The following is a 19548-nucleotide window of genomic DNA, read 5'->3' as shown; positions in this document are numbered from 1 at the left end:
ACACCGTGGACACAGATTAATAAGGTGCCGTAAAAGGAAAAAGCGGCTATAAAGCGTTTAACTGTCAACCAGGGAGTGACAATGAACCCGTTCGAAGACATGCGTATTTTTTGCCAGGTCATGGACTCCGGCAGCTTCACCGCCGCCGCCGATCAATTGGGTCTGTCCAAACAGTTTGTCAGCCGCCGCCTGATGCAGCTCGAGGAGCGTCTGGGGGTGCGGCTGCTCAACCGTTCGACGCGGCGACTGGACGTGACGCCCCTGGGGCAGAGTTATTACGAGTCGGCCCTGCGCCTGCTCGGCGAGGTCGAACAGGTGGAGCAGGGCATCGCCGGCCAGACCACCGAGCCGCGCGGCAGTATTCGCCTGAGTGCGCCATTGTCCTTTGCGCTGGCGCACCTGGGCTGCCTGCTGCCGGTGTTCCTGCAACGCTACCGTGACGTCACGGTGGAAGTGGACTTGAGCGATCGGCCGGTGGACCTGCTGGGCGAGGGCTACGACCTGGCGTTGCGCATCGGTGTGCTCGAGGATTCGACGCTGATCGCCCGCCGCATCGCCACCATCCAGCGGGTGTATTGCGCCAGCCCGGCCTACCTGGCCGAGCGGGGCACGCCGCTTAAACCCGAAGACCTGCACGGCCATGATTGCCTGCCATACGGTCACGGTCGCCAGGTGCAGTGGCGCTTTGCGGGGCAGGGCAAACCACTGGCAGTCAACGTCGCCGGACGCATGCGCGTCAACAACGGCGAGGTGCTCAAGGAGGCGGCCATTGCCGGGATGGGGATCACCTACCTGCCGACGTTCATCGTCGGGGCAGCGCTGAAGGATGGCAGGCTGGTGCCCGTGCTGGAGGACTATCAGCCCGAACCGCTGACGTTGTCGGCGGTCTATCCGCAACATCGCCAAAGTTCGCGCCCGGTGCAGGCATTGATAGAGTTCTTGCGTGAGCGTCTGGATGGGGTTGAAGGGGGGCTCTAGGCTGCATTCCTTGTGGGCGAGAGCCTGCTCGCGATGGCGCTGCGTCAGTTAACGAAAATGTTGCCTGACAGCCTGCTATCGCGAGCAGGCTCGCTCCCACAGGACGGGATCAGCTGTGGTCAGGATCGTTTGTCGTCACCCGGCTCGCCACCCACATGCACGCCGTGATCATCGCCGATTTCACCGGCACGATGGACGCCATGGTTGTCGCCGATTTCACCGGAGCGATGCACGCCGTGGTCGTCGCCGATTTCGCCGGAGCGATGCACGCCGTGGTCGTCGCCCGGTTCGGCGTGGGTGCCGCTGCGACCGGAGGAGGCGGTGTTGCCGGAGTGTCCCGAGCCATGGTCATTGCCGCTGTGACTGTCGCCGCCGTGGCTGCTGCCGCTGCTGCCGTGGCCGCTGTTGCCGCCGCCATGATCACCGCCATGACCGCCACCGTTTCCACCGCCACCGCCACCGCCACCGCCACCGCCAGAGCCGCCACCCCCTCCGCCGGAGCCTCCGCCGCCCCCATGACCGCCGCCGCCACCGCCGCTACCACCGTCCTTGGCCTGTGCGCTCGATACGTGGGACAGGCTGTCCGGAATCAACACGGTCGAAGCGGACAGGACCGCGCCAATCGCGACCGCGAGTAAAAGTCTGTTGATGTGCATGTCGTTCTCCGTCTTCTTGTTTCGTTCTTGAACGTTGATAAACGATGCAACGTGTTGCTGGTTCAGTCGGTGAACACCTCAACGTGCGGTTTTATTCGGCGGGTCAGTGAATGCTCGAGGCCAGCTCGAAGATCGGCATGTACATCAGGATCACGATGACCCCGATCAGCAGGCCGATGAAGGTCATCAGCAGAGGTTCGAACAGGCGCACGAACCATTCGATCCAGCGGCTGATTTCCTCGTCGTAGAAGTCGGCACTGCGCTCCATCATTTGCCCGAGGTTGCCGGACTGTTCGCCCGCCCGCAGCAGGCGCAGGGACACCGGGGTGACGAGCCGGTTGAGCTCCAGCGCGGTCGACAGCGACTGACCTTCGCGCACCCGTTCGCAGGCTTCGTCCAGGCGTGTCCGGGAGGCCACGGTGAGCAGGCCGCGGACCATGCCCATGGCGGTGACGAGCGGAATGCCGCCTTGCAACAGGATCCCCAGCGAACGATAAAAACGGGCCAGCTCATACATGAAGATGCGCTGATGCACCGCCGGGAGTTTTTGGATCAAACGGTCCACGCCCCGACGGAAGGTCGGTTGCCGTTGCAGGAAAGCGAGGCTGACGACGAGGCCGCCCAGACCGGCGAAAAACTCGGTTTGATGGGCGTGCAGGAACATCCCGCTGCTCATCAGGATTTGCGACAGCCACGGCAGGTTCGAGCCCAGCCCTTCGAACACCAGGCTGAAACGCGGCACCACGTAGCCCATCAGAAACAACACCACGCCACCGCCGACGACCAGCAACAGCAAGGGGTAGATCGATGCGCTGACGATTTTCTGCCGGACCTCGTCCATGCGTTGGCGATAGCTGACGTAACGGCCCAGGGCATCGCCCACGGCACCGGTCTTCTCGCTGGACTGGACCAGGGCCACGTACAGCGGCGGGAACACCGCCGACAGCTGGGCCAGGGCCTGGGAGAACGATTTGCCCTCGTACAGCAGGCGTACCAGTTCGCTCAGGGTCTTGCGGGCCTGGGGCGCGGTTTCCTTTTCCGCGAGGCTTTCCAGCGCATCGATCAACGGCAGGCCGGCATTGAGCAGGGTGGTCAGTTCCTGGCTGAACAGCACCAGGTTGAAGGTTTCGCGCTGGCGCAGGCGCAACGCGCGCCAGTGCCTTTCGGCGTGCAGGCTGACCACCCGCAGACCCTGGTCCTCGACCATGCGCCGCGCTTCGCTGTCGCCCTGGGCCTCGACACTCATCGAGACCACGCCGGCCTTGCCGACGGCCTTGAGGTGAAAACGCATATTCACCTCCCGTCATTGCCAGCTGGTGACTTCGGCGTTCTCGCCGTCACCACCGGGTTGACCGTCCTTGCCCATGGACAGCAAGTCGTACTCGCCGTTTTCGCCGGGGTAGCGGTAGGTGTAGTTGCGGCCCCAGGGGTCCTGCGGCAGTTTTTTCTGCAGGTACGGGCCGCTCCAGCGGGATTCGTCGCTGGGTGCGGTGACCAGCGCCTGCAAGCCCTGTTCGGTCGACGGGTAGTGGCCGACCTCCAGGCGATACAAGTCCAGCGCCTTGCCCAGCCCTTCGATCTGCGCCTTGGCCACCTTCACTTCGGAGCGGCCGAGTTGGGCGAAATACTTCGGTGCGACGATCCCGGCCAGCAGCCCGAGTACCACCAGCACCACCAACAATTCGAGCAGGGTGAACCCACGTTGGGTTCGCACTGAACACCCCGACGGGGTGCAAGACAGTTGCTGTTTCATGATGACCTCACAGAGTCGGCAGAAGGGTCGCCCTGGTCGCTCATGCAATAGCCATGCTCACCCCCCGGGATCCTCGCGCAACCCTTGAATCATGGGCCTCCTCGCACTCGGCACAGTGCTTGCGTATGGCTGGTTCACCACCGGCCATTGGGGCAATAGCCCCATTTTTCGGGGTCGGTCAGGGGAGAAGAATAATGAGAACACTCAACGCGGGACTGCTCGGTTGTGTGCTGCTGGCCGGCGTTGCCCAGGCCGATGTATTCGTTTCCGTGGACGCCAAGGGCAGCTACGTTCTGTCCAACGTCCACCGCCCTGGTCGCACCTATGAGCGAGTGATTCACGAGCCGCAATCGTCGCTGGTCAGCCTCGATCAGCAACCGCAGATGATTGCCCGGCAACCCTACGCCGAACTGGTGTCGGCGGCCGCCAAGGCCAACGAACTGCCGGCGGCGCTGTTGCATGCGGTGATCCAGGCCGAGTCCGCCTATGACCCCCGCGCGCAGTCGGCTAAGGGGGCGGGCGGGTTGATGCAATTGATGCCCGACACGGCGCGTGAGATGGGCGTGACCAACGTCTACGACCCCAGGGCCAACATCCAGGGCGGGGCCAAATACCTCAAGCGCCTGATGACCCTGTTCGACAACGACATCGCCCTTGCCGTCGCGGCCTACAACGCCGGGCCGCAAGCGGTGCTCAGCCGTGGCGGGGTGATCCCGCCGTTCGCCGAGACCCAGCGCTACGTGCCCAGCGTACTGCGCCAATACCGCCGTTTGCAGGGCCTGGCAGCCGACGCGCCGCTGTAGTGGGGGTTGCCCCGGAAGTGGGGCAATACCCCCTGAATGCTTCAACGACCCGACCCCTGTTCCTGCTCGCGAAGGCAAAAGGTCAGTCGAGATGGATGTTGGCTGATCCACCGCTATCGCGAGCAGGCTCGCTCCCACGCAGCTGTCGTGTTTGTCGCATGGCTTCAACCCGAAAAGTGGGGGAGTGGGTGGGGGATTTCCCCCGACTTATCAAGTCGTTTGTGTAAGCGATTGATAAATCACAAAAATATTTATGGCATGCGGATTGCTCCAGGGGATTTGTCGAGAACCATTCCCTGTGAGCACCCACAGCGAGGACCCTGATCATGGCCGGCATCCCCCACGCTCATCACCTGGTTAACCTGTTGCTGTTTCTGGCGCCGCTGTTGGGCGTCGAGTTGGCCGAAGCGGCCGCACGCTGCGAACGCAATCTGGTGGCAAACGTCGTGGCGCTGGACCAGCCGCTGATGTTCAACCGCCTCGGCGCGCAGAACGTCAACGGCATGATGTATGCGCTGCGTCGTGACGTGGTCGATGACCATGAGGTCTCTCTGGCGCAGGGGGGCGCGGCGGTGCCGGGCAAGGTTTCGTTGCGCCCCGACAAGCGTCCGCGGCCGCTGGTGCTACGTGTCGCAGCCGGCGACTGCCTGACCGTCAACCTGCAGAACCTGCTGGCTTATCAGGCCAACCCGGGCTCCCACGAGGGGGGCGAGGAAGGCGAGGAAGACCTCGGCGCCATTGGCAACAACGAAGAATTCAAGGTCGACGAGCAAGTCGCCGACCGTCATGTCGGCTTTCAGGTGAACGGCTTGCAGGCGGTCAACAGCATTGACGACATCTCGTCGTTCACCGGGCGCAACGCCAACACTTTGGTTGCGCCCGGCGCCACCCGTTCCTACACCTTGTACGCCGAGCGCGAAGGGGTCTTCGCCGTCAGCAGCCGTGGTGCCACCTTTGGTGGCGAAGGGGCGGCCGGTAACGTTGCCAACGGCCTGTTCGGCCAGGTGGCGGTCGTGCCCAAGGGCGGCCGTAGCTACCGCAACACCCTGACCGAAGAGGAAATGCGCCTGGCCAGCACCGGCCGCACGCCGGCCGGTCAGCCGATCGTCGACTACCAGGCACGCTACCCGCAACGCGAACCCTGGATTCGCGAAGGCAAGGCCGGTTCACCCATCATCAACATGGTCGATGGCAACGAGATCATCTCCAGCGAAAGCGACGCCATCGTGATGGGCAGCAATGCCGATGGCAGTTTCCCAGCGTCGACCTATGCGCTGGAGTCGGTCGGTAAACGCAACCCGGCCCTGCCCAATCGCCTGGAGCCGTTCCGTGATTTCGCTTCGCAGTTCCAGGACGAGACCGCTGCGACCCAGGCCTTTCCGGCTTACTGGGCCGACCCGGTCATGGCTCACGTGCTGGAGCCGACCCGGGATTCGTTCATGATCAACTACGGTTCCGGCGGCATGGGCGCCGAGGTGGTTGCCAACCGACTCGGCGTCGGGCCGATGCACGATTGCTTGTCCTGCGCTTATGAAGAGTTCTTCCTCAGCTCCCACACCGTCGGCGATGTGGCGATGCTGGTGGACGTTCCGGCCAACGCCGGCCTGGAAGGCATCACCCCCGGCCAGGTGCCGAGGGCCGATCAGATCGGGGTCAAGGCGACCATGGCGCTCTATCCCTCGGAGCCCAGCAACGTCAACCACAGCTATATCGGTGACTTCGTCAAATTCCGCAACACCCACAATGGCCATGAGCAGCACATTTTCCACCTGCACGGCCATCAGTGGCTGTTCAACCCCAATGACGACAACTCCGACTACATCGACGCCCAGGGCATCGGGCCGGGTGCGGGCTACACCTATGAAATCGCCAACGGCGGTTCGGGCAACCGTAACCGGGTCGCGGGCGATGCGATCTATCACTGCCACTTCTACCCGCACTTCGCCCAGGGCATGTGGGCGATGTGGCGAGTGCATGACGTGTTCGAAGAGGGCACCCGCCTCGAGGTTTCGCAGCAGGGCGACGACGGCTACCACAGCGAGCCGTATGCCCTGCGCCAGGGTAAACCGGCCTCCGGCGCGCGGGCCCTGCCCGATGGCGAAATCATCGCGGGCACCCCGATCCCGGCGGTCGTACCGCTTCCCGGCAAAGCCATGCCCCCGATGCCCGGCAAAGTCGCCGTGGTACCGAAAATCGGCGAAACCCTGGTCGCCGGCCATGACGACGATGACGACGATGACGACGATGACGAGGATGAGCACGACGATGACAGCCAACACCAGGGCGGTGGCGCTCAGGCCATCGGCTCGCTGGCACTGGTCGATCGCAGCGAAGCCAATCGCAATGCCGACGGCACCCTGAAAAACCCGGGTTATCCCTTCTGGATCGGCGGCATGGAAAGCTCGGTCGGCCAACGTCCACCGACCCCACCGCTGGACATGCTCGACGCGGCCAAGGCCCAGAGTCTCAAGGCCTCGGGCAATGCCCTGTGGGCCAACCTCGACCCGAATCAGTCCGGAGGCTGGGACGGTGGCCTGGGGCGTCATTCCCTGGACGGTTTCTCCGCCGGCGGTGAGGCCCTGACGGTGACGACCTCCCTGGATTTCTCCAAGGAAGTGAAGCGCGCCAAGCCGCTGTACCTGCCCGAAGAGGGCACCGAAGTCGAACAGGCGGCCATGGCCTTCCATGCGAAAAAGGATCACCCCAGCTTCGCCTTGCTGCCGGGCAGCCAGATCGTGCCGCGCAACTTCCGCACCAACGGCGCCTTGCCGGTGGCGGGCGCGCCGTACTACGAACCGTGCATGGATGACCGGCAAAAACGCCTGACCAGCAGCGCCGGCCTGGGTGAATTCGCCAGCGGCGAGCGGGTCGACGGCATGTCGTTCAGCGGGTCCTCGACCTTCACCGCCGACCGCCCGCGAGTCTACAAAGCGGCCAACATCCAGTTCGACGCGGTCTACAACAAGGTCGGCTACCACTTTCCGCAGGCACGCATCCTGGCGTTGTGGGAGGACGCCTGGCCGGTGATCACCAAACAGCGTCCGCCAGAGCCCCTGGTGATGCGCATGAACACCTTCGACTGCGTGCAGTACCAGCAAACCAACCTGGTGCCGGCCACCTACGAGATGGACGACTATCAGGTGCGCACACCGACCGATGTGATCGGCCAGCACATCCACCTGCCGAAATGGGACCTGACGGCCGCCGACGGTTCGGCCAACGGCTGGAACTACGAGGACGGCGTGCTTTCCCCGGGCGCCGTGCAAGAGCGTATCCATGCCATCCGCGAGTTCAACCAGTGCGAAGGCACTGACCCGCGCGACGGCACCCCGGTGTGCCCGAAAGCCAGGAATCACCCGTTCTTCGGCCAGTACGGCCGGGCGGACTGGGTCGGCGCACGCACGGCCATGCAACGCTGGTTCGTCGATCCGGTGGTCAACACCAAGGGTGTCGATCGTGGCCTGGGCACCATCTTCACCCACGACCACCTCGGCCCATCGACCCACCAGCAGATTGGCCTCTACGCCACGGTACTGGCCGAACCGGCCGGTTCGACCTGGTTCCATGCCGAAACCGGCGAGCCGTTGTACAGCGGTGCGCGTCAGGACGGCGGGCCGACGTCGTGGCAGGCAGTGATTTCCACCGGCGACCTGGACGGCGACGGCAAGAACGACAGCTTCCGTGAGTTCTTCCTCGAGTACAGCGACTTCCAGCACGCCTATGAAGCGGGTGTGTATGTCGGCGCCGGCCCCAATGGCGTGCCGGATCCGCAGGCCTTCCCGGCCACGGCGGACAGCTTCCGCTACGCCATCAACCCACCGGTGCGCAACAACGCCAGCACCTTGCTGGACGGCATTCTCGAGGTTCAGGGCGCAATGGTTCCCGGCTGCCCGACCCGGCCTTGCCCGCAAGCCATTTCGGTCGATGACCCGGGCATGTTCGTGGTCAATTACCGCAACGAGCCGCTGGCCCTGCGGGTGTACGACCCGAACAAGGTGGGTCCAGACGGCAAGCGCGGCATGCAGGCCGACGGCCTGGGCGGCGACCTGGCGTACGCCATGCAAAGCCGCACCGACCGGGCGATCCCGGCGATGAACCTGGCACCGAACCTGATCACTTCGGCCACCGGCCCAACCGGCGGCACCACGCTGTTCCCGCCGCACATCAACAAGGGCGGCGCCGAACCCGGTGACCCGTTCACCCCGATGCTGCGCACCTACACCGGTGACAACGTGCGGCTGCGGGTGCATGCCGGTGGCCACGAAGAGGAGCACAACGTCACGCTGCACGGGGTGAAATGGCTGCAAAGCGGCTCCGGCTTCGGCAACAGTTCCAACTCCGGCTGGCGCGCCTCGCAGATGATCGGGATTTCCGAGCAGATGGGCTTCATCGCACCGGTCTCGATGCTGTCCAGTTCGGCGGCGACCACGGGTGATTACCTGTACTCGATGGACGCGTCGATCGAAGGTTACTGGAGCGGCATCTGGGGCGTGATGCGCAACTACACCGCGCAACGCAACGATCTGTTCGCCTTGCCGAACAACGCCAAACCGACCGGCATGCGCAACACCGTGGCGTTCGACGGCGTCTGCCCACGGATCGGCGCCAACCCCAACGGCATCGGCACCCGGCCGACGCCGCAGCGCAACTATGAAGTGGTGGCGGCGCTGGCCAACGATATCCTCGGCAATCCGCTGGGCCTGACCCTGGGTGACCCGGCTGGCCTGGCCCAGCACGTCGGCGGGCCGCTGAATCCGGCAGGGGGCACCCTGGTGTTCAACTCGCGCACGGTGAGCATTCCACAGGTCACCGTCACCGATCCCGAAGACGGAGAGACCATCACCATCGGCGGGCAGAGCGGGCCGCTGCATGACCCGACCGCGATCCTCTACGTGCGCAAGGCCGACCTCGACCCGACCACCGGCAAACTCAAGCCCGGGGTGCCTGTCGAGCCACTGGTGCTGCGTGCGGCGGCCGGTGACTGCATCAACATCACCCTGGAAAACCGTCTGCCGAGCGTGATGCCGGACCTGACCCAGACCGCCGTGATGCAGGGCATGGTCAAGCGCGACCGCAACAGCGGCACCGGCTCGACCACCTTCAGCAACAACCTGATGCGGCCGTCGAGCCACGTGGGGCTGCACGCGCAACTGCTGGCGTACGACATCACCAAATCCGACGGCACCAACGTCGGCGCCAACCCGATCCAGACGGTGCCACCGCGTGTCGGCAACAGCGGCGCGTACCCGACCCGTACCTATCAGTACTACGCCGGGCACCTGGAGCGCGAAGGCAAACCGATCACCCAACTGGGGCGCAACGTCGACAACATCAACGCCACGGCGATTGAGTTCGGCGGCTTGAACTTCACCCCGGCGGACGTGATCAAGCAGGCGCAAAAAGGCCTGGCGGCGGCGATGAGCATCGTGCCGGTGGGTGCGACCTGGGTCGAGGATGCGCGCAAGGTCAACGCGACCGTCACCGCGCCGGGGCAAACCAGCTACCGCGACTTCGTGATGGTCTGGCAAAAGGCGTTGAACATGCGCTGGGCCAATGGTCGTCCGGTGGAAGGGATCGCCGCCGAAGGCTTCGGCGTGCCGACCGACCCGCAGGACAACTCCAGCATGGCGATCAACTACAGGACCGAACCGCTGTGGTACCGCTTCGGCCTGGCGCCGGATGCACCGTTCGGTCATGCCGACGGCGCCGGCTACGGCGACATGACGAACGCGCACATGGCCTACAGCAACGCGCTGGTGGGGGGCGACCCGCAGACACCGGTGCTGTATGCCAGGCCGGGGCAACCGTTGCGCACGCACATTCTGATGCCAACCGGTGGCAGTCGTGGCAGCACCTTCCAGCTGGACGGGCATGTCTGGTCGACCAACCCGTTCCAGTCGGAGAAGAGCGATATCGGTGGTTACCCGATGAGTAGCCCCGGCGTGGGGTCGGTGAGGTTCGGGTACAACCCGATGTCGATGTACATCGGTGCCCACGAAAGCGTTCTGCCGGCGGCGCACTTCAGCTTCATGCTGCCGAGTGCCGGGGGCATCAACGCGATACCGGGGGACTACCTGTTCCGCGACTACGGCGCCTACGGCAACACCTCCGGGTTGTGGGGCTTGCTGCGGGTGACCAACGAACCGGAGCCGGCACCGGTTCCGTAGGGCAGGGGATAACACCCTCACTGTGGGAGCGAGCAGGCTCGCTCCCACAGAGGATCGCTGCAGCGGGCATTCACAGGGGAAAACAATAATGAACAAGACCATCTCAATCGTCGCAGGCACGCTGGTCATCGGGGCGGCGGTGATCTGGCTGAGCGTCTGGCGGGCCACGCCACCGACGTTGCTCAGCGAAATCGCACTGCCCGACACCTGGGGCGGCCAGACCCTGGAGCGTGACGGCGTCACGGTGGCGCTGCAGATGCGGTCACTGGCCGAGGACGGGGTGCTGCGCGAAGGCGAGTTTGCCGACGTGCTGTTTCGCATCACCGACAAGGCCTCCGGTCAACCGCTGGCGGGGGCCGCGCCCGGTGCCTGGCTGGACCCGCAGGCCATGGCCGCCGATCAGGCCCAGGGCCGTGACCGCAGCTGCAAGTCGCGGGTCGGCGTATTCCTCAAGTCCAGCATCGGTGCGCGCCCGCTGCTGGACCTCAACAGCTACTTCCTGCTGGTGATGAACCGCGATGCCAGCGTCATGGTGGTGGACCCGTCGGTCTCGGTGGGCGGCATCACCAGCACCCTGGCGCGTATCGACATCAAGCAACCAGCGATGGACTGGGTGACGCCCAGGGACAACAAACGGGTGTTCGTGTCGATGCCGGCCGCTGATGAGGTGGCGGTGATCGACAGCGAACAGTTCAAGGTGCTCGACTCGGTCGCGGCCGGCAGCCACCCGGTCCGTGTGGCCCTGCAACCCGATGAACGCCTGCTGTGGGTCGGCAACAACGCCCCATCGGCCGAACAGTCCGGGGTCACGGTGATCGACACCCGCAGCCTCAAAACCCTCAAGCACCTGGCCACCGGCGGCGGGCATCACGAAATCGCCTTCAGCCGGGACAGCCGCTTCGCCTTTGTCACCAACCGCGACGACGGCACCCTGAGCATCATCGACATCGCCAGCCTGACCCTGATCAAGCAGCTCAGGACCGGCTCGCACCCGTTGTCGGTGGTGTATTCGCCGCTGGCCGGCGCCGCGTACGTGACGGATGGTCAGGACGGCACGGTGACCGTGGTCGACGCCGCGAGCCAGTCGGTGCGCCGGGTGATCGCCTTGAAACAGGGCCTGGGCCCGATGGGCTTCAGCGCCGACGGCCGCTTCGGCATCGTGCTCAACACCCTGGAGAACCAGGCTGCGGTGATCGACGCCGCCACCGATTCGCTGATCCACAATCTGGACGTGTCCGCCGAGCCCTATCAAGTGGTGTTCACCAAGGCCTACGCCTACGTTCGCGGGCTGGCGTCGTCGAAGGTGACGATGATCAACCTGGCGACGCTGGGGGAAGGCCGCAAGCCGATCACCCAGGGGTTCGAGGCCGGCAACAAGCCACCGCGCCTGGCCGGCGACCTGCCGCTGGCCTCGAGCCTGGCGGTGTCGCGCGACGACAACGCGGTGTTCGTGGTCAACCCGGTGGACAACACCACCTACTTCTACGCCGAAGGCATGAACGCGCCGATGTCCGGCTACCCCAATCGCGGGCAAATGGCGCGGGCCGCGCTGGTCATCGACCGCAGCCTGCGCGAAGTCGGACCCGGCCTGTACAGCGCACGGGTGAAGTTGCCGGCGGCCGGGCGTTTCGACGTCGCGTTCCTGCTCAACCAGCCGAACATCGTCCACTGCTTCAGCACCGTCGTGGAACCGGGCAACGGCACCGCGCAACAGACCGGCGTGGCGAAAGTGGAGTTCCTGCTCGACCGCTCCACGGCGGCACTCGGCAGCCCCTACACCGTGCGTTTCCGCATCGTCCAGGGCAAGCAGAACACCGTGCGCAGCGGGGTGCGGGACGTGCAACTGCGCTACTTCCTGGCGCCGAGTTCGCGGCCGCAGCGGGTCGCGGCACGGGATCTCGGCAACGGCTTCTACGAAGCCCCGGTCACCCTGGACCAGAAAGGTGCCTGGTACCTGCACGTGCGTGCGCCGTCCCTCGGCGCGACCTTCGGCGACTCAACGTTTGCCAGTGTCCGGGTACTGGCCGACACCGCTCATTGAAGAGGACATCGACATGAATCGATTCATACAACGTGGCCTGCTGACCCTGTGCCTGCTGGCCGCCGGCATCGGCCAGGCCCTGGCGCATTCGGAGGGCGAACATGCCGGGCACGCCATGCCGCCCGCCAGCGCCAGCTCGGAGAGCACCCAAGTCAAGTTCGCCGACGTCGCGCTGGTGGACCAGAACGGCCAGAGCGTGCGCCTGGAGAAAGACCTGGTCAGCAACCGGATCGTGGTCATGAGCTTCATCTACACCAGTTGCTCCACGGTCTGCCCGGTGGTCTCGTCGATCATGGGCAAGGTGCAGCAGCAGTTGGGGGCGCGGGTCGGCAAGGAGGTGCAACTGGTGTCGATCAGCATCGACCCGCAGCGTGACGACGCCCGGCGCCTGAACGACTATGCCCGCGCCTTCCAGAAAGGGCCGGGCTGGAGCTGGCTCACCGGTTCGCCGCAGTCGGTCAACGAAACGCTCAAGGGGCTGGGCAGTTTCAGTGGCGACTTCAAGAGTCACCAGCCGCTGATCCTCGTCGGTGACGGCAACAGTCGCCACTGGACGCGCTACTACGGCTTCACCGATCCGGCCGTGCTGACCCGTGAAGTGGAAAAGCTCAGCGGCCAGCGCAACGCCCACGCCAAACACACCGCCATCGCCAGCACGGAGCAGCAGCCATGAGAGTCGTCGACTGGATTTCATTGACCCTGTGTTACTGCATTTTCAGCTCGATGGCGTTCGCCCATGAAGGCCATGAACCCGCCACGCCGACGGTCGCCGCGACGCAACCGGCGAGCGGCACGCGCGATGCGAAAACCTGGTTCACCGATACGCCGTTGCAGGACCAGAACGGCAACACCCTGCGCTTCTACAGCGATGCCCTGCAAAACCGCGTGGTGCTGCTCAATGTCATTTTCACCAGCTGCAACGATGCCTGCCCGTTGATCACCCAGAAGCTCAAGGACGTGCGTGAAGTGCTGGGCGACAAGGCGGACGACATCACCTTCATTTCCCTTACCAGTGATCCGCTGCGGGACACGCCAGCGGTGCTCAAGGCTTACACCTTGAAGCAGGGCGTCGATGGGCCCCACTGGTTTTTTCTCACGGGCGACAAGGCGCAAATGGACCTTGTATTGAGCCGCATCGGCCAGATCGTGCCGACCCCCGAGCAGCATTCAACCCAATTGATCGTCGGAGATGTGGCCAACAAACGCTGGAGCAAGATCCGTCCCGATGCCCCGGCCGCCGCCATTGCCCAGCGCTTGCAGTTGCTGACAATGCCCGTGGCCGGCCGTTGAGGGCGCGCCATGAACCTCAGCCTGGTCCTTGGCCTGCTCCTGATCGCCGGATGCCTTCCGAGCGCTGGTGCGTCGCCCCTGAGCCCAGAAGAAAGTGCCGGCAAACGCCTGTATCGCGAGGGCGTATCGGGCAGTGGCGAGCCGATCATGGCGCGGGTCGGGGCGGCGGACATGGTGTTGCCAGCCACCCGCCTGCCGTGCGCCAACTGCCACGGCGCCGATGGCCTGGGCCGGCCCGAGGGCGGGGTGCGGCCGCCGGACCTGAGTTGGGCGCGGTTGACCAGCAGCCACGGCCAGCAGCACATCAATGGCCGCGACTACCCGGCCTACACCGAACGCACGCTGGCGCGGGCGGTGCAGGAGGGGCGTGATCCGGGCAACAATCGCCTCGACCCGGCGATGCCGCGCTTCGTGCTGTCGATGAATGACCAGCGCAATCTCACGGCCTACCTCAAACGCCTGGCCGATGAGCGTGACCCCGGCCTGACCCCCGACAGCCTGCACCTGGGCACCTTGCTGCCCAGCCAGGGCCTGCTGGCGGAGGAGGGGGCGACGGTGGCCGCGGTGCTCAACGGGAGCATCGCGCGCATCAACAAGGCGGGCGGGATTCACGGTCGACAATTGCGCCTGACGATCATTGATCCGGGCCCCGACCTGGCCAGTGCCGAACGCGCGCTGGACCAGTTGATCGGGCCGGAGCAGGTGTTCGCCCTGATCGCGCCGCTGGCACCGGCCCTCGATGCGCAACTGGTGGCGCGCCTGGAACAGGCGGGTATTCCGCTGATCGGCCCGGTGTCGTTGCAGGGGGCGACGCAGAGCAGCCGGCAGATTTTTGAACCGATGCCGGGGCTGCGCGAACAACTGTTTGCCCTGGCCGATTACGCCACCGACAGCCTGCGCGTGCTCCAGGGCCCGACGCTGATCACCTACCCGAACGAGCCCGGCCAGCAGCAGGCGGCGCAAAACCTCGGGCAATACCTGCTGCGACGCGGCTGGCAGAACGTCAGCCTCAATGCCTACGACCCGACGCAGGAACAACTGCCGCTGGGCTCGCGGTCCGTGTTTTACCTGGGCTGCGGCGAGGATTTCAGCCGCTTCGCCGCACGCCTGCAAACAGCGGGGCAGGTGCCTTACCTGTTCGCCACGTCCAATCAGGTGGCCGGAGACCTGTTGCAGGTGCCCAGCGGTTTTTCCCGGCGGGTGTTCCTCTCCTATCCGTTCGTGCCCAGTGATTGGACGCAGGCCGGGCGCCTGGCCCTGACCCAGGTGCGCGAGCAGCAGGGACTTGGCGGCCAGCACTCGGTGCTGCAAGTCGGGGCTTTCAGTTCGATGCTGCTGCTCAGCGAAGGCATGAAGCAGGCCGGTCGCGATGCCAGCCGCGAGAAGCTGATCAACGCCCTGGAAGGCTTGCATGATTTCGACACCGGGCTGACCCCGCTGATCAGCTTCGGGCCGGGGCGGCGCCTGGGCCTGAACGGCGCACACATCGTCACCGTGGATCTGCCCGACCAGCGTTTCTACCTGGTTGCCCCCTACAAACCGGTGACGGCGACCCCTTGAGCGGAGGCCTCGATCATGACATTCAACACGTTACTGATACTGCTGACCCTGTGGTTGCCCGGGGCATTGGCCAGCAATGGCCCGGCGGTTGCGCGGGTCAACGATCAAGAGATATCGGCGTTGCGCTTCGAACGGTATTTTGCCGAATACCTGGAAGATCAGGGCCGGGCGCTGGGCAGCATTCGCAACCCCAAAGCGTACAAGCAATTGCGCCAGCAGGCCCTGGATGCGCTGATCGACCGTGAGTTGCTGTGGCAGGAATCGGTCAAGCGCGGTGTGGTCATCAGTGATGTTGCGGTGCAAGACCAGGTGGAACGGATGCGCGCCGCCCTGGGCGGTGCCGAGAAGTTCGCGCAGCGCCTGGAGGATGCCGGTTTCGACGAGGCCGGTTTTGCCGAGTACACCCGCCGCGAGCTCGCGGCCCGGCAAATGTTCGCGCAATTGACCCAGGTGGACGGTCCGGATGAACAGCAGGTCCGGGCTTTCTATGAGCAACACCGCGCCGACATGAGCCAGCCGGAAACCGTGCAGGCCCGGCACATCCTGATAAAGGTGGCGCAGGACGCCGACGCCGCCACCGTCGAAGCGGCGCGGCTGCGCCTGGTACAGATGCAGGTCAGGATCGCCCAGGGCGAGGATTTTGCCAGCGTGGCCCGGACCGGGTCCGAAGATGCATCCGCCAGCGCGGGCGGTGACCTGGGCTATTTCCCCCGTGGACGGATGCTGCCCACGTTCGAAGCGGCAGCGTTTGCCTTGCAGCCCGGTGAGGTCAGCGCGCCGGTCCGCACACCGCTGGGCTGGCATCTGATCTTTCAACAGAACCACTTGGAGGCGGTCGATGTCTCAGAAACACAGGGACTGGAAAGTGTCAGGGCGTACCTTGCCCGACAGCAACAAGTCCAGGTTCGTCAGCAGGTGCTTGCGCAGTTGCGCTCCAGCAATCGAATTCAAAGGATTGACGGCGACTGAGGATTGCCCCCCCAATAGTGGGGGAAAAGCTTCGGCGACCTTTCGTGCGCTTCCCCGTCTTTGGGGAAAAGGGTGCCTGGACGAACAGGTGATTCGAAGCAATTCAATGGGATGCAGTGGTGAAATTACCGGCGCTCAGCCTGGCATGAAGTGTGCGTTAGCCCTATCAAGGCGCGCACTCCACCAGGCTCGGAAATCGGACCTGCGGTTTCAAGGAGTCCACCTTGTTAAACAAAGTACTGGTTGTTGAAGACGAACAGCTTCTTGCTGAAAACCTCAAGGATTACCTTCAGGCGCAGGAACTGGACGTTCGGATTGCACATGACGGTGCGACGGGTATCGGTGAAGCCGAACAGTTCGCACCCGATGTGATGGTGTTCGATTACCGCTTGCCTGATATGGAAGGTTTTGAGGTGCTCGAAGCTATCCGCCAGAACAGGAACTGCCATTTTGTGCTGATCACCGGGCACCCGACCGCTGAAGTCTGCGAAAGGGCCCACCAACTGGGTGTCAGCCATATCCTGTTCAAACCGTTTCCAATGGCGGAACTGGCCCGAGCCGTGTGCGACCTTCTGGGGATGAAGCGTGAACCCCTCACCGGCATGGGCAACGCCGAAGGTTTTGTCGAACGACGCCAGAGCAGGAATGAGAGTTTCCCGCTGCAGTTGTACGACGGCAGTTGGGTGCTGGCGGATCGCCGACGAAGTTCGACCTCCAAGGCACCAGACGACGAACAATTGCTCACCGGGGAGTAAAGGCGCGACAAGCCGCTGCGGTCTCCACCGTAATCGCTCGCCGCGTCGACAGGGCTCAAAGCCCCCGGCGTTGGAGAGCAAGCCATGGACCGTCTATCCCTTGCCGTTGAATCGGCGCAGTTGGAATGTCCCCCATCGCGCTTTTCCAGTGAGCAACTGGCCCAGGCCCGGGCGCTGGCCGGCCGTTCCGGCGAACGGATGCTCGAAGCCCTCGGGGTGTTGTGCGAACTGGCGCCCATGCCCTTCATCCAGTGCCTCGGCGCGACCCTGCATTACCCGGTGCTCGACACCGACACGCTGTTCAAGGCCACCCCGGTGTTCGACCGGGTCACCCTGGCCCAATGCCTGAAACGTGAATTCATCCTGCTGCGTCACGAGGACGCGGTCATCGGCGTGTTCGCCGACCCCTTCGACACCGCACGCCTGGCCTGGATCGACGACTGCCTGCACGGCGCGCCGTTGTACCTGGTGCATGCCGACGACCTGAAGGCGTATCTGGCGCGTCACGAAGAGAGCTTTCACGCGGTGGAATCGCTCAACGCCCAGGCCGACGCCAATACCGAAGTCGACACCCTGCAAAGCCTGTCGCTGACCAGCATCAGCGAGGACGCCAGCGTCGTGGTCAAGCTGGTCAACTCGACCCTCTACGACGCCTTGAAAATGCACGCCAGCGACATCCACCTGGGCACCACCGGCAGCGGCCTGGTGATCAAGTACCGGATCGACGGCGTGCTCAACAACATCAGCAAGATCCAGGGCAGCGAGTTTGCCGAGCAGGTGATTTCGCGGGTCAAGGTCATGGCCGAGCTGGACATCGGCGAGAAGCGCGTGCCCCAGGACGGGCGCTTCAAGATCGGCATCAGCGGCCGGCAGATCGACTTCCGGGTGTCGATCATGCCGAGCATCTTCGGTGAAGACGCAGTGCTGCGGGTGCTCGACAAGCAGGACCTGGCCGACAAGGTCTGCGGCGTGCAATTGCAGGCCCTGGGCTTCGAGGAGGAAACCCTGCGCCAGCTGCGTCGCCTGGCCGCCGAACCCTACGGCATGGTGCTGGTCACCGGCCCCACCGGCAGCGGCAAAACCACCACGCTGTACGCGATGATCACCGAGATCAACCACGGCGTGGACAAGATCATCACCATCGAAGACCCGGTGGAGTACCAGTTGCCGGGGGTGCTGCAAATCCCGGTCAACGAGAAAAAGGGCCTGACCTTCGCCCGGGGCCTGCGTTCGATCCTGCGTCATGACCCGGACAAGATCATGGTCGGGGAAATCCGCGACCCCGACACCGCACAGATTGCCGTGCAATCGGCGCTCACCGGGCACCTGGTGTTCACCACCATCCACGCCAACAACGTGTTCGACGTGATCGGCCGTTTCACTCAGATGGAAATCGACCCCTACAGCCTGGTGTCGGCACTCAATGCGGTACTGGCCCAGCGCCTGATTCGCCTGGTCTGCACCAGTTGCAGCAGCCCGTACCTCCCCAGCGAAGAAGAGCTGGAGGCTTCCGGCCTGGATGCGCAACAGGCCGCCCGCTACCACTTCGTCCATGGCAAGGGCTGCGGGCATTGTCGCGGCACCGGCTACCGTGGGCGCAGCGCCATTGCCGAGCTGCTGCACCTGGACGATGAGCTGCGGCAAATGATCGTCGAGCGCCAACCGATTGCGAAAATCAAGGCCCACGCCTGCAAGCGTGGCCTGCGCCTGCTGCGCGAATCGGCCCTGGAACTGGTGCAACAGGGCCGGACCACTCTCGAGGAGATCAATCGTGTCACTTTTATCTCGTGAGCGTTATGTCGCCGTGATCGGCGCCAGCGGCGTCGGCCTCGGCCAGCGCCGTGGCAGCGAAACCCTGTGGCTGGGCAGCGTCGGTTTCATCGACGAAGGCTTCCATGCCTGGGCCGTGGCCCTGGACACCCTCGACCACCTGCTGGCCGACCACACCCGTGCCGGTGCCGAGTTGAGCGTGGTGATTTCCGGGCACTTCAGCCGCTTCTGCCTGGTGCCCTGGAGCGAGCAGATCAGCAGCCCCGGCGAATTGCACGGCTTCGCGCAACTGTGCTTCGAAGACCTGTACGGCGTGCCGAGCCAACCCTGGAGCCTGGTGCTCTCGGCGGAACCGGCGGGCCATGACCGCGTCGCCAGCGCATTGCCCGAGGACCTGCTGACCCGCCTGCGCACCCTGACCCGTGCCCGTGGCCTGCGCCTGCGTTCGGTGCAGCCGTACCTGATGGCGGCGTTCAATCACTTCGACAAGAGCCTGGCAGGCGGCGACTTCCTGTTCGTGGTGGCGGAACCGGTGCGCAGTGTGTTGCTGCTGGCCCGTGAACAGCGCTGGACCTCGGTGCGCTCGGTGGGCAGCAGCGACAGTGACGCCGCGCTGAGCGCATTGATCGCCCGCGAATGCCAGTTGCAGGCGTCCACCAGCGAGCGCCCGCTGAACGTCTACCTGCATGCCCCGGCGCGCGTCGACGTGCAGCCCGATCTGCCCGAGGTGCACTTGCGCACCCTCGAAGAAGGCCGCACACCCGTACGCGATTGCCTGTACGTCATGTCCCGGGCGGTGGCCTGAG

General features: G+C 64.6%; 14 protein-coding genes. 11 read left to right on the top strand and 3 right to left on the bottom strand.

What is annotated here, in order from left to right:
- The first annotated feature begins 81 nt into the window (after window positions 1-81).
- Window positions 82-978 carry a LysR family transcriptional regulator gene (locus tag IB249_RS00705; RefSeq protein WP_192301623.1) on the top strand — a complete coding sequence of 299 codons (897 nt, stop codon included), beginning with the start codon at window positions 82-84 and terminating at the stop codon, window positions 976-978.
- A gap of 119 nt (window positions 979-1097) precedes the next feature.
- Here the strand turns inward: IB249_RS00705 and IB249_RS29905 are convergent, their stop codons facing one another.
- From IB249_RS29905 to gspG, 3 genes are all read right to left on the bottom strand, one after another.
- Window positions 1098-1634, bottom strand: coding sequence for a hypothetical protein (locus tag IB249_RS29905; RefSeq protein ID WP_192301622.1), 537 nt, complete (start codon window positions 1632-1634; stop codon window positions 1098-1100).
- Window positions 1635-1737: 103 nt separating this feature from the next.
- Window positions 1738-2925, bottom strand: a complete 1188-nt coding sequence (locus IB249_RS00695) for a type II secretion system F family protein (RefSeq protein WP_192301621.1) — start codon at window positions 2923-2925, stop codon at window positions 1738-1740.
- Between the two features lie 12 nt (window positions 2926-2937).
- The gene (gene gspG, locus IB249_RS00690; RefSeq protein ID WP_192301620.1) at window positions 2938-3387 is read right to left on the bottom strand and encodes a type II secretion system major pseudopilin GspG; all 450 of its coding nucleotides are present in this window, start codon (window positions 3385-3387) and stop codon (window positions 2938-2940) included.
- Between the two features lie 194 nt (window positions 3388-3581).
- Here gspG and IB249_RS00685 point away from each other — a divergent pair, with 194 nt between their 5' ends.
- The 10 genes from IB249_RS00685 (at window position 3582) to IB249_RS00640 (ending at window position 19547) form a co-directional block, all read left to right on the top strand.
- On the top strand, window positions 3582-4190 hold the full coding sequence (locus tag IB249_RS00685) for a lytic transglycosylase domain-containing protein (RefSeq protein ID WP_192301619.1): 609 nt from the start codon (window positions 3582-3584) through the stop codon (window positions 4188-4190).
- Window positions 4191-4516: 326 nt separating this feature from the next.
- Window positions 4517-10357 carry a manganese-oxidizing multicopper oxidase MnxG gene (gene mnxG, locus IB249_RS00680; RefSeq protein WP_192301618.1) on the top strand — a complete coding sequence of 1947 codons (5841 nt, stop codon included), beginning with the start codon at window positions 4517-4519 and terminating at the stop codon, window positions 10355-10357.
- Between the two features lie 88 nt (window positions 10358-10445).
- Window positions 10446-12398, top strand: a complete 1953-nt coding sequence (locus IB249_RS00675) for a YncE family protein (protein WP_192301617.1) — start codon at window positions 10446-10448, stop codon at window positions 12396-12398.
- A 13-nt stretch (window positions 12399-12411) separates the two neighbouring features.
- On the top strand, window positions 12412-13071 hold the full coding sequence (locus tag IB249_RS00670) for an SCO family protein (protein ID WP_192301616.1): 660 nt from the start codon (window positions 12412-12414) through the stop codon (window positions 13069-13071).
- Window positions 13068-13688, top strand: a complete 621-nt coding sequence (locus IB249_RS00665) for an SCO family protein (protein WP_192301615.1) — start codon at window positions 13068-13070, stop codon at window positions 13686-13688. The genes IB249_RS00670 and IB249_RS00665 overlap by 4 nt, the downstream gene beginning before the upstream one ends.
- 9 nt (window positions 13689-13697) lie before the next feature.
- The gene (locus tag IB249_RS00660) at window positions 13698-15248 is read left to right on the top strand and encodes an ABC transporter substrate-binding protein (RefSeq protein ID WP_192301614.1); all 1551 of its coding nucleotides are present in this window, start codon (window positions 13698-13700) and stop codon (window positions 15246-15248) included.
- A 15-nt stretch (window positions 15249-15263) separates the two neighbouring features.
- Complete coding sequence (locus IB249_RS00655) at window positions 15264-16217, top strand: peptidylprolyl isomerase (RefSeq protein ID WP_192301613.1); 954 nt, start codon at window positions 15264-15266, stop codon at window positions 16215-16217.
- 224 nt (window positions 16218-16441) lie between these two features.
- Window positions 16442-16972 (top strand): response regulator, encoded by a 531-nt coding sequence (locus tag IB249_RS00650; RefSeq protein WP_192301612.1) that lies wholly within the window; start codon window positions 16442-16444, stop codon window positions 16970-16972.
- A gap of 84 nt (window positions 16973-17056) precedes the next feature.
- On the top strand, window positions 17057-18763 hold the full coding sequence (locus IB249_RS00645) for a GspE/PulE family protein (RefSeq protein ID WP_192301611.1): 1707 nt from the start codon (window positions 17057-17059) through the stop codon (window positions 18761-18763).
- Complete coding sequence (locus IB249_RS00640) at window positions 18744-19547, top strand: hypothetical protein (RefSeq protein WP_192301610.1); 804 nt, start codon at window positions 18744-18746, stop codon at window positions 19545-19547. The genes IB249_RS00645 and IB249_RS00640 overlap by 20 nt, the downstream gene beginning before the upstream one ends.
- The last annotated feature ends 1 nt before the right edge of the window (window position 19548 follow it).

The organism is Pseudomonas sp. PDM04 (assembly GCF_014851765.1).
In the GTDB taxonomy this organism is placed as follows: Bacteria; Pseudomonadota; Gammaproteobacteria; order Pseudomonadales; family Pseudomonadaceae; genus Aquipseudomonas.
Note: the sequence above shows the minus strand (reverse complement) of the source record. Positions and strands in the feature narration are given on the sequence as shown.

Coding starts and splice junctions, on each gene's coding strand:
- IB249_RS00685 (WP_192301619.1), top strand. CDS start 3,582: ATGAGAACACTCAACGCGGGACTGCTCGGTTGTGTGCTGCTGGCCGGC.
- IB249_RS00695 (WP_192301621.1), bottom strand. CDS start 2,925: ATGCGTTTTCACCTCAAGGCCGTCGGCAAGGCCGGCGTGGTCTCGATG.
- mnxG (WP_192301618.1), top strand. CDS start 4,517: ATGGCCGGCATCCCCCACGCTCATCACCTGGTTAACCTGTTGCTGTTT.
- IB249_RS00670 (WP_192301616.1), top strand. CDS start 12,412: ATGAATCGATTCATACAACGTGGCCTGCTGACCCTGTGCCTGCTGGCC.
- IB249_RS00665 (WP_192301615.1), top strand. CDS start 13,068: ATGAGAGTCGTCGACTGGATTTCATTGACCCTGTGTTACTGCATTTTC.
- IB249_RS29905 (WP_192301622.1), bottom strand. CDS start 1,634: ATGCACATCAACAGACTTTTACTCGCGGTCGCGATTGGCGCGGTCCTG.
- IB249_RS00660 (WP_192301614.1), top strand. CDS start 13,698: ATGAACCTCAGCCTGGTCCTTGGCCTGCTCCTGATCGCCGGATGCCTT.
- IB249_RS00655 (WP_192301613.1), top strand. CDS start 15,264: ATGACATTCAACACGTTACTGATACTGCTGACCCTGTGGTTGCCCGGG.
- gspG (WP_192301620.1), bottom strand. CDS start 3,387: ATGAAACAGCAACTGTCTTGCACCCCGTCGGGGTGTTCAGTGCGAACC.
- IB249_RS00645 (WP_192301611.1), top strand. CDS start 17,057: ATGGACCGTCTATCCCTTGCCGTTGAATCGGCGCAGTTGGAATGTCCC.
- IB249_RS00675 (WP_192301617.1), top strand. CDS start 10,446: ATGAACAAGACCATCTCAATCGTCGCAGGCACGCTGGTCATCGGGGCG.
- IB249_RS00705 (WP_192301623.1), top strand. CDS start 82: ATGAACCCGTTCGAAGACATGCGTATTTTTTGCCAGGTCATGGACTCC.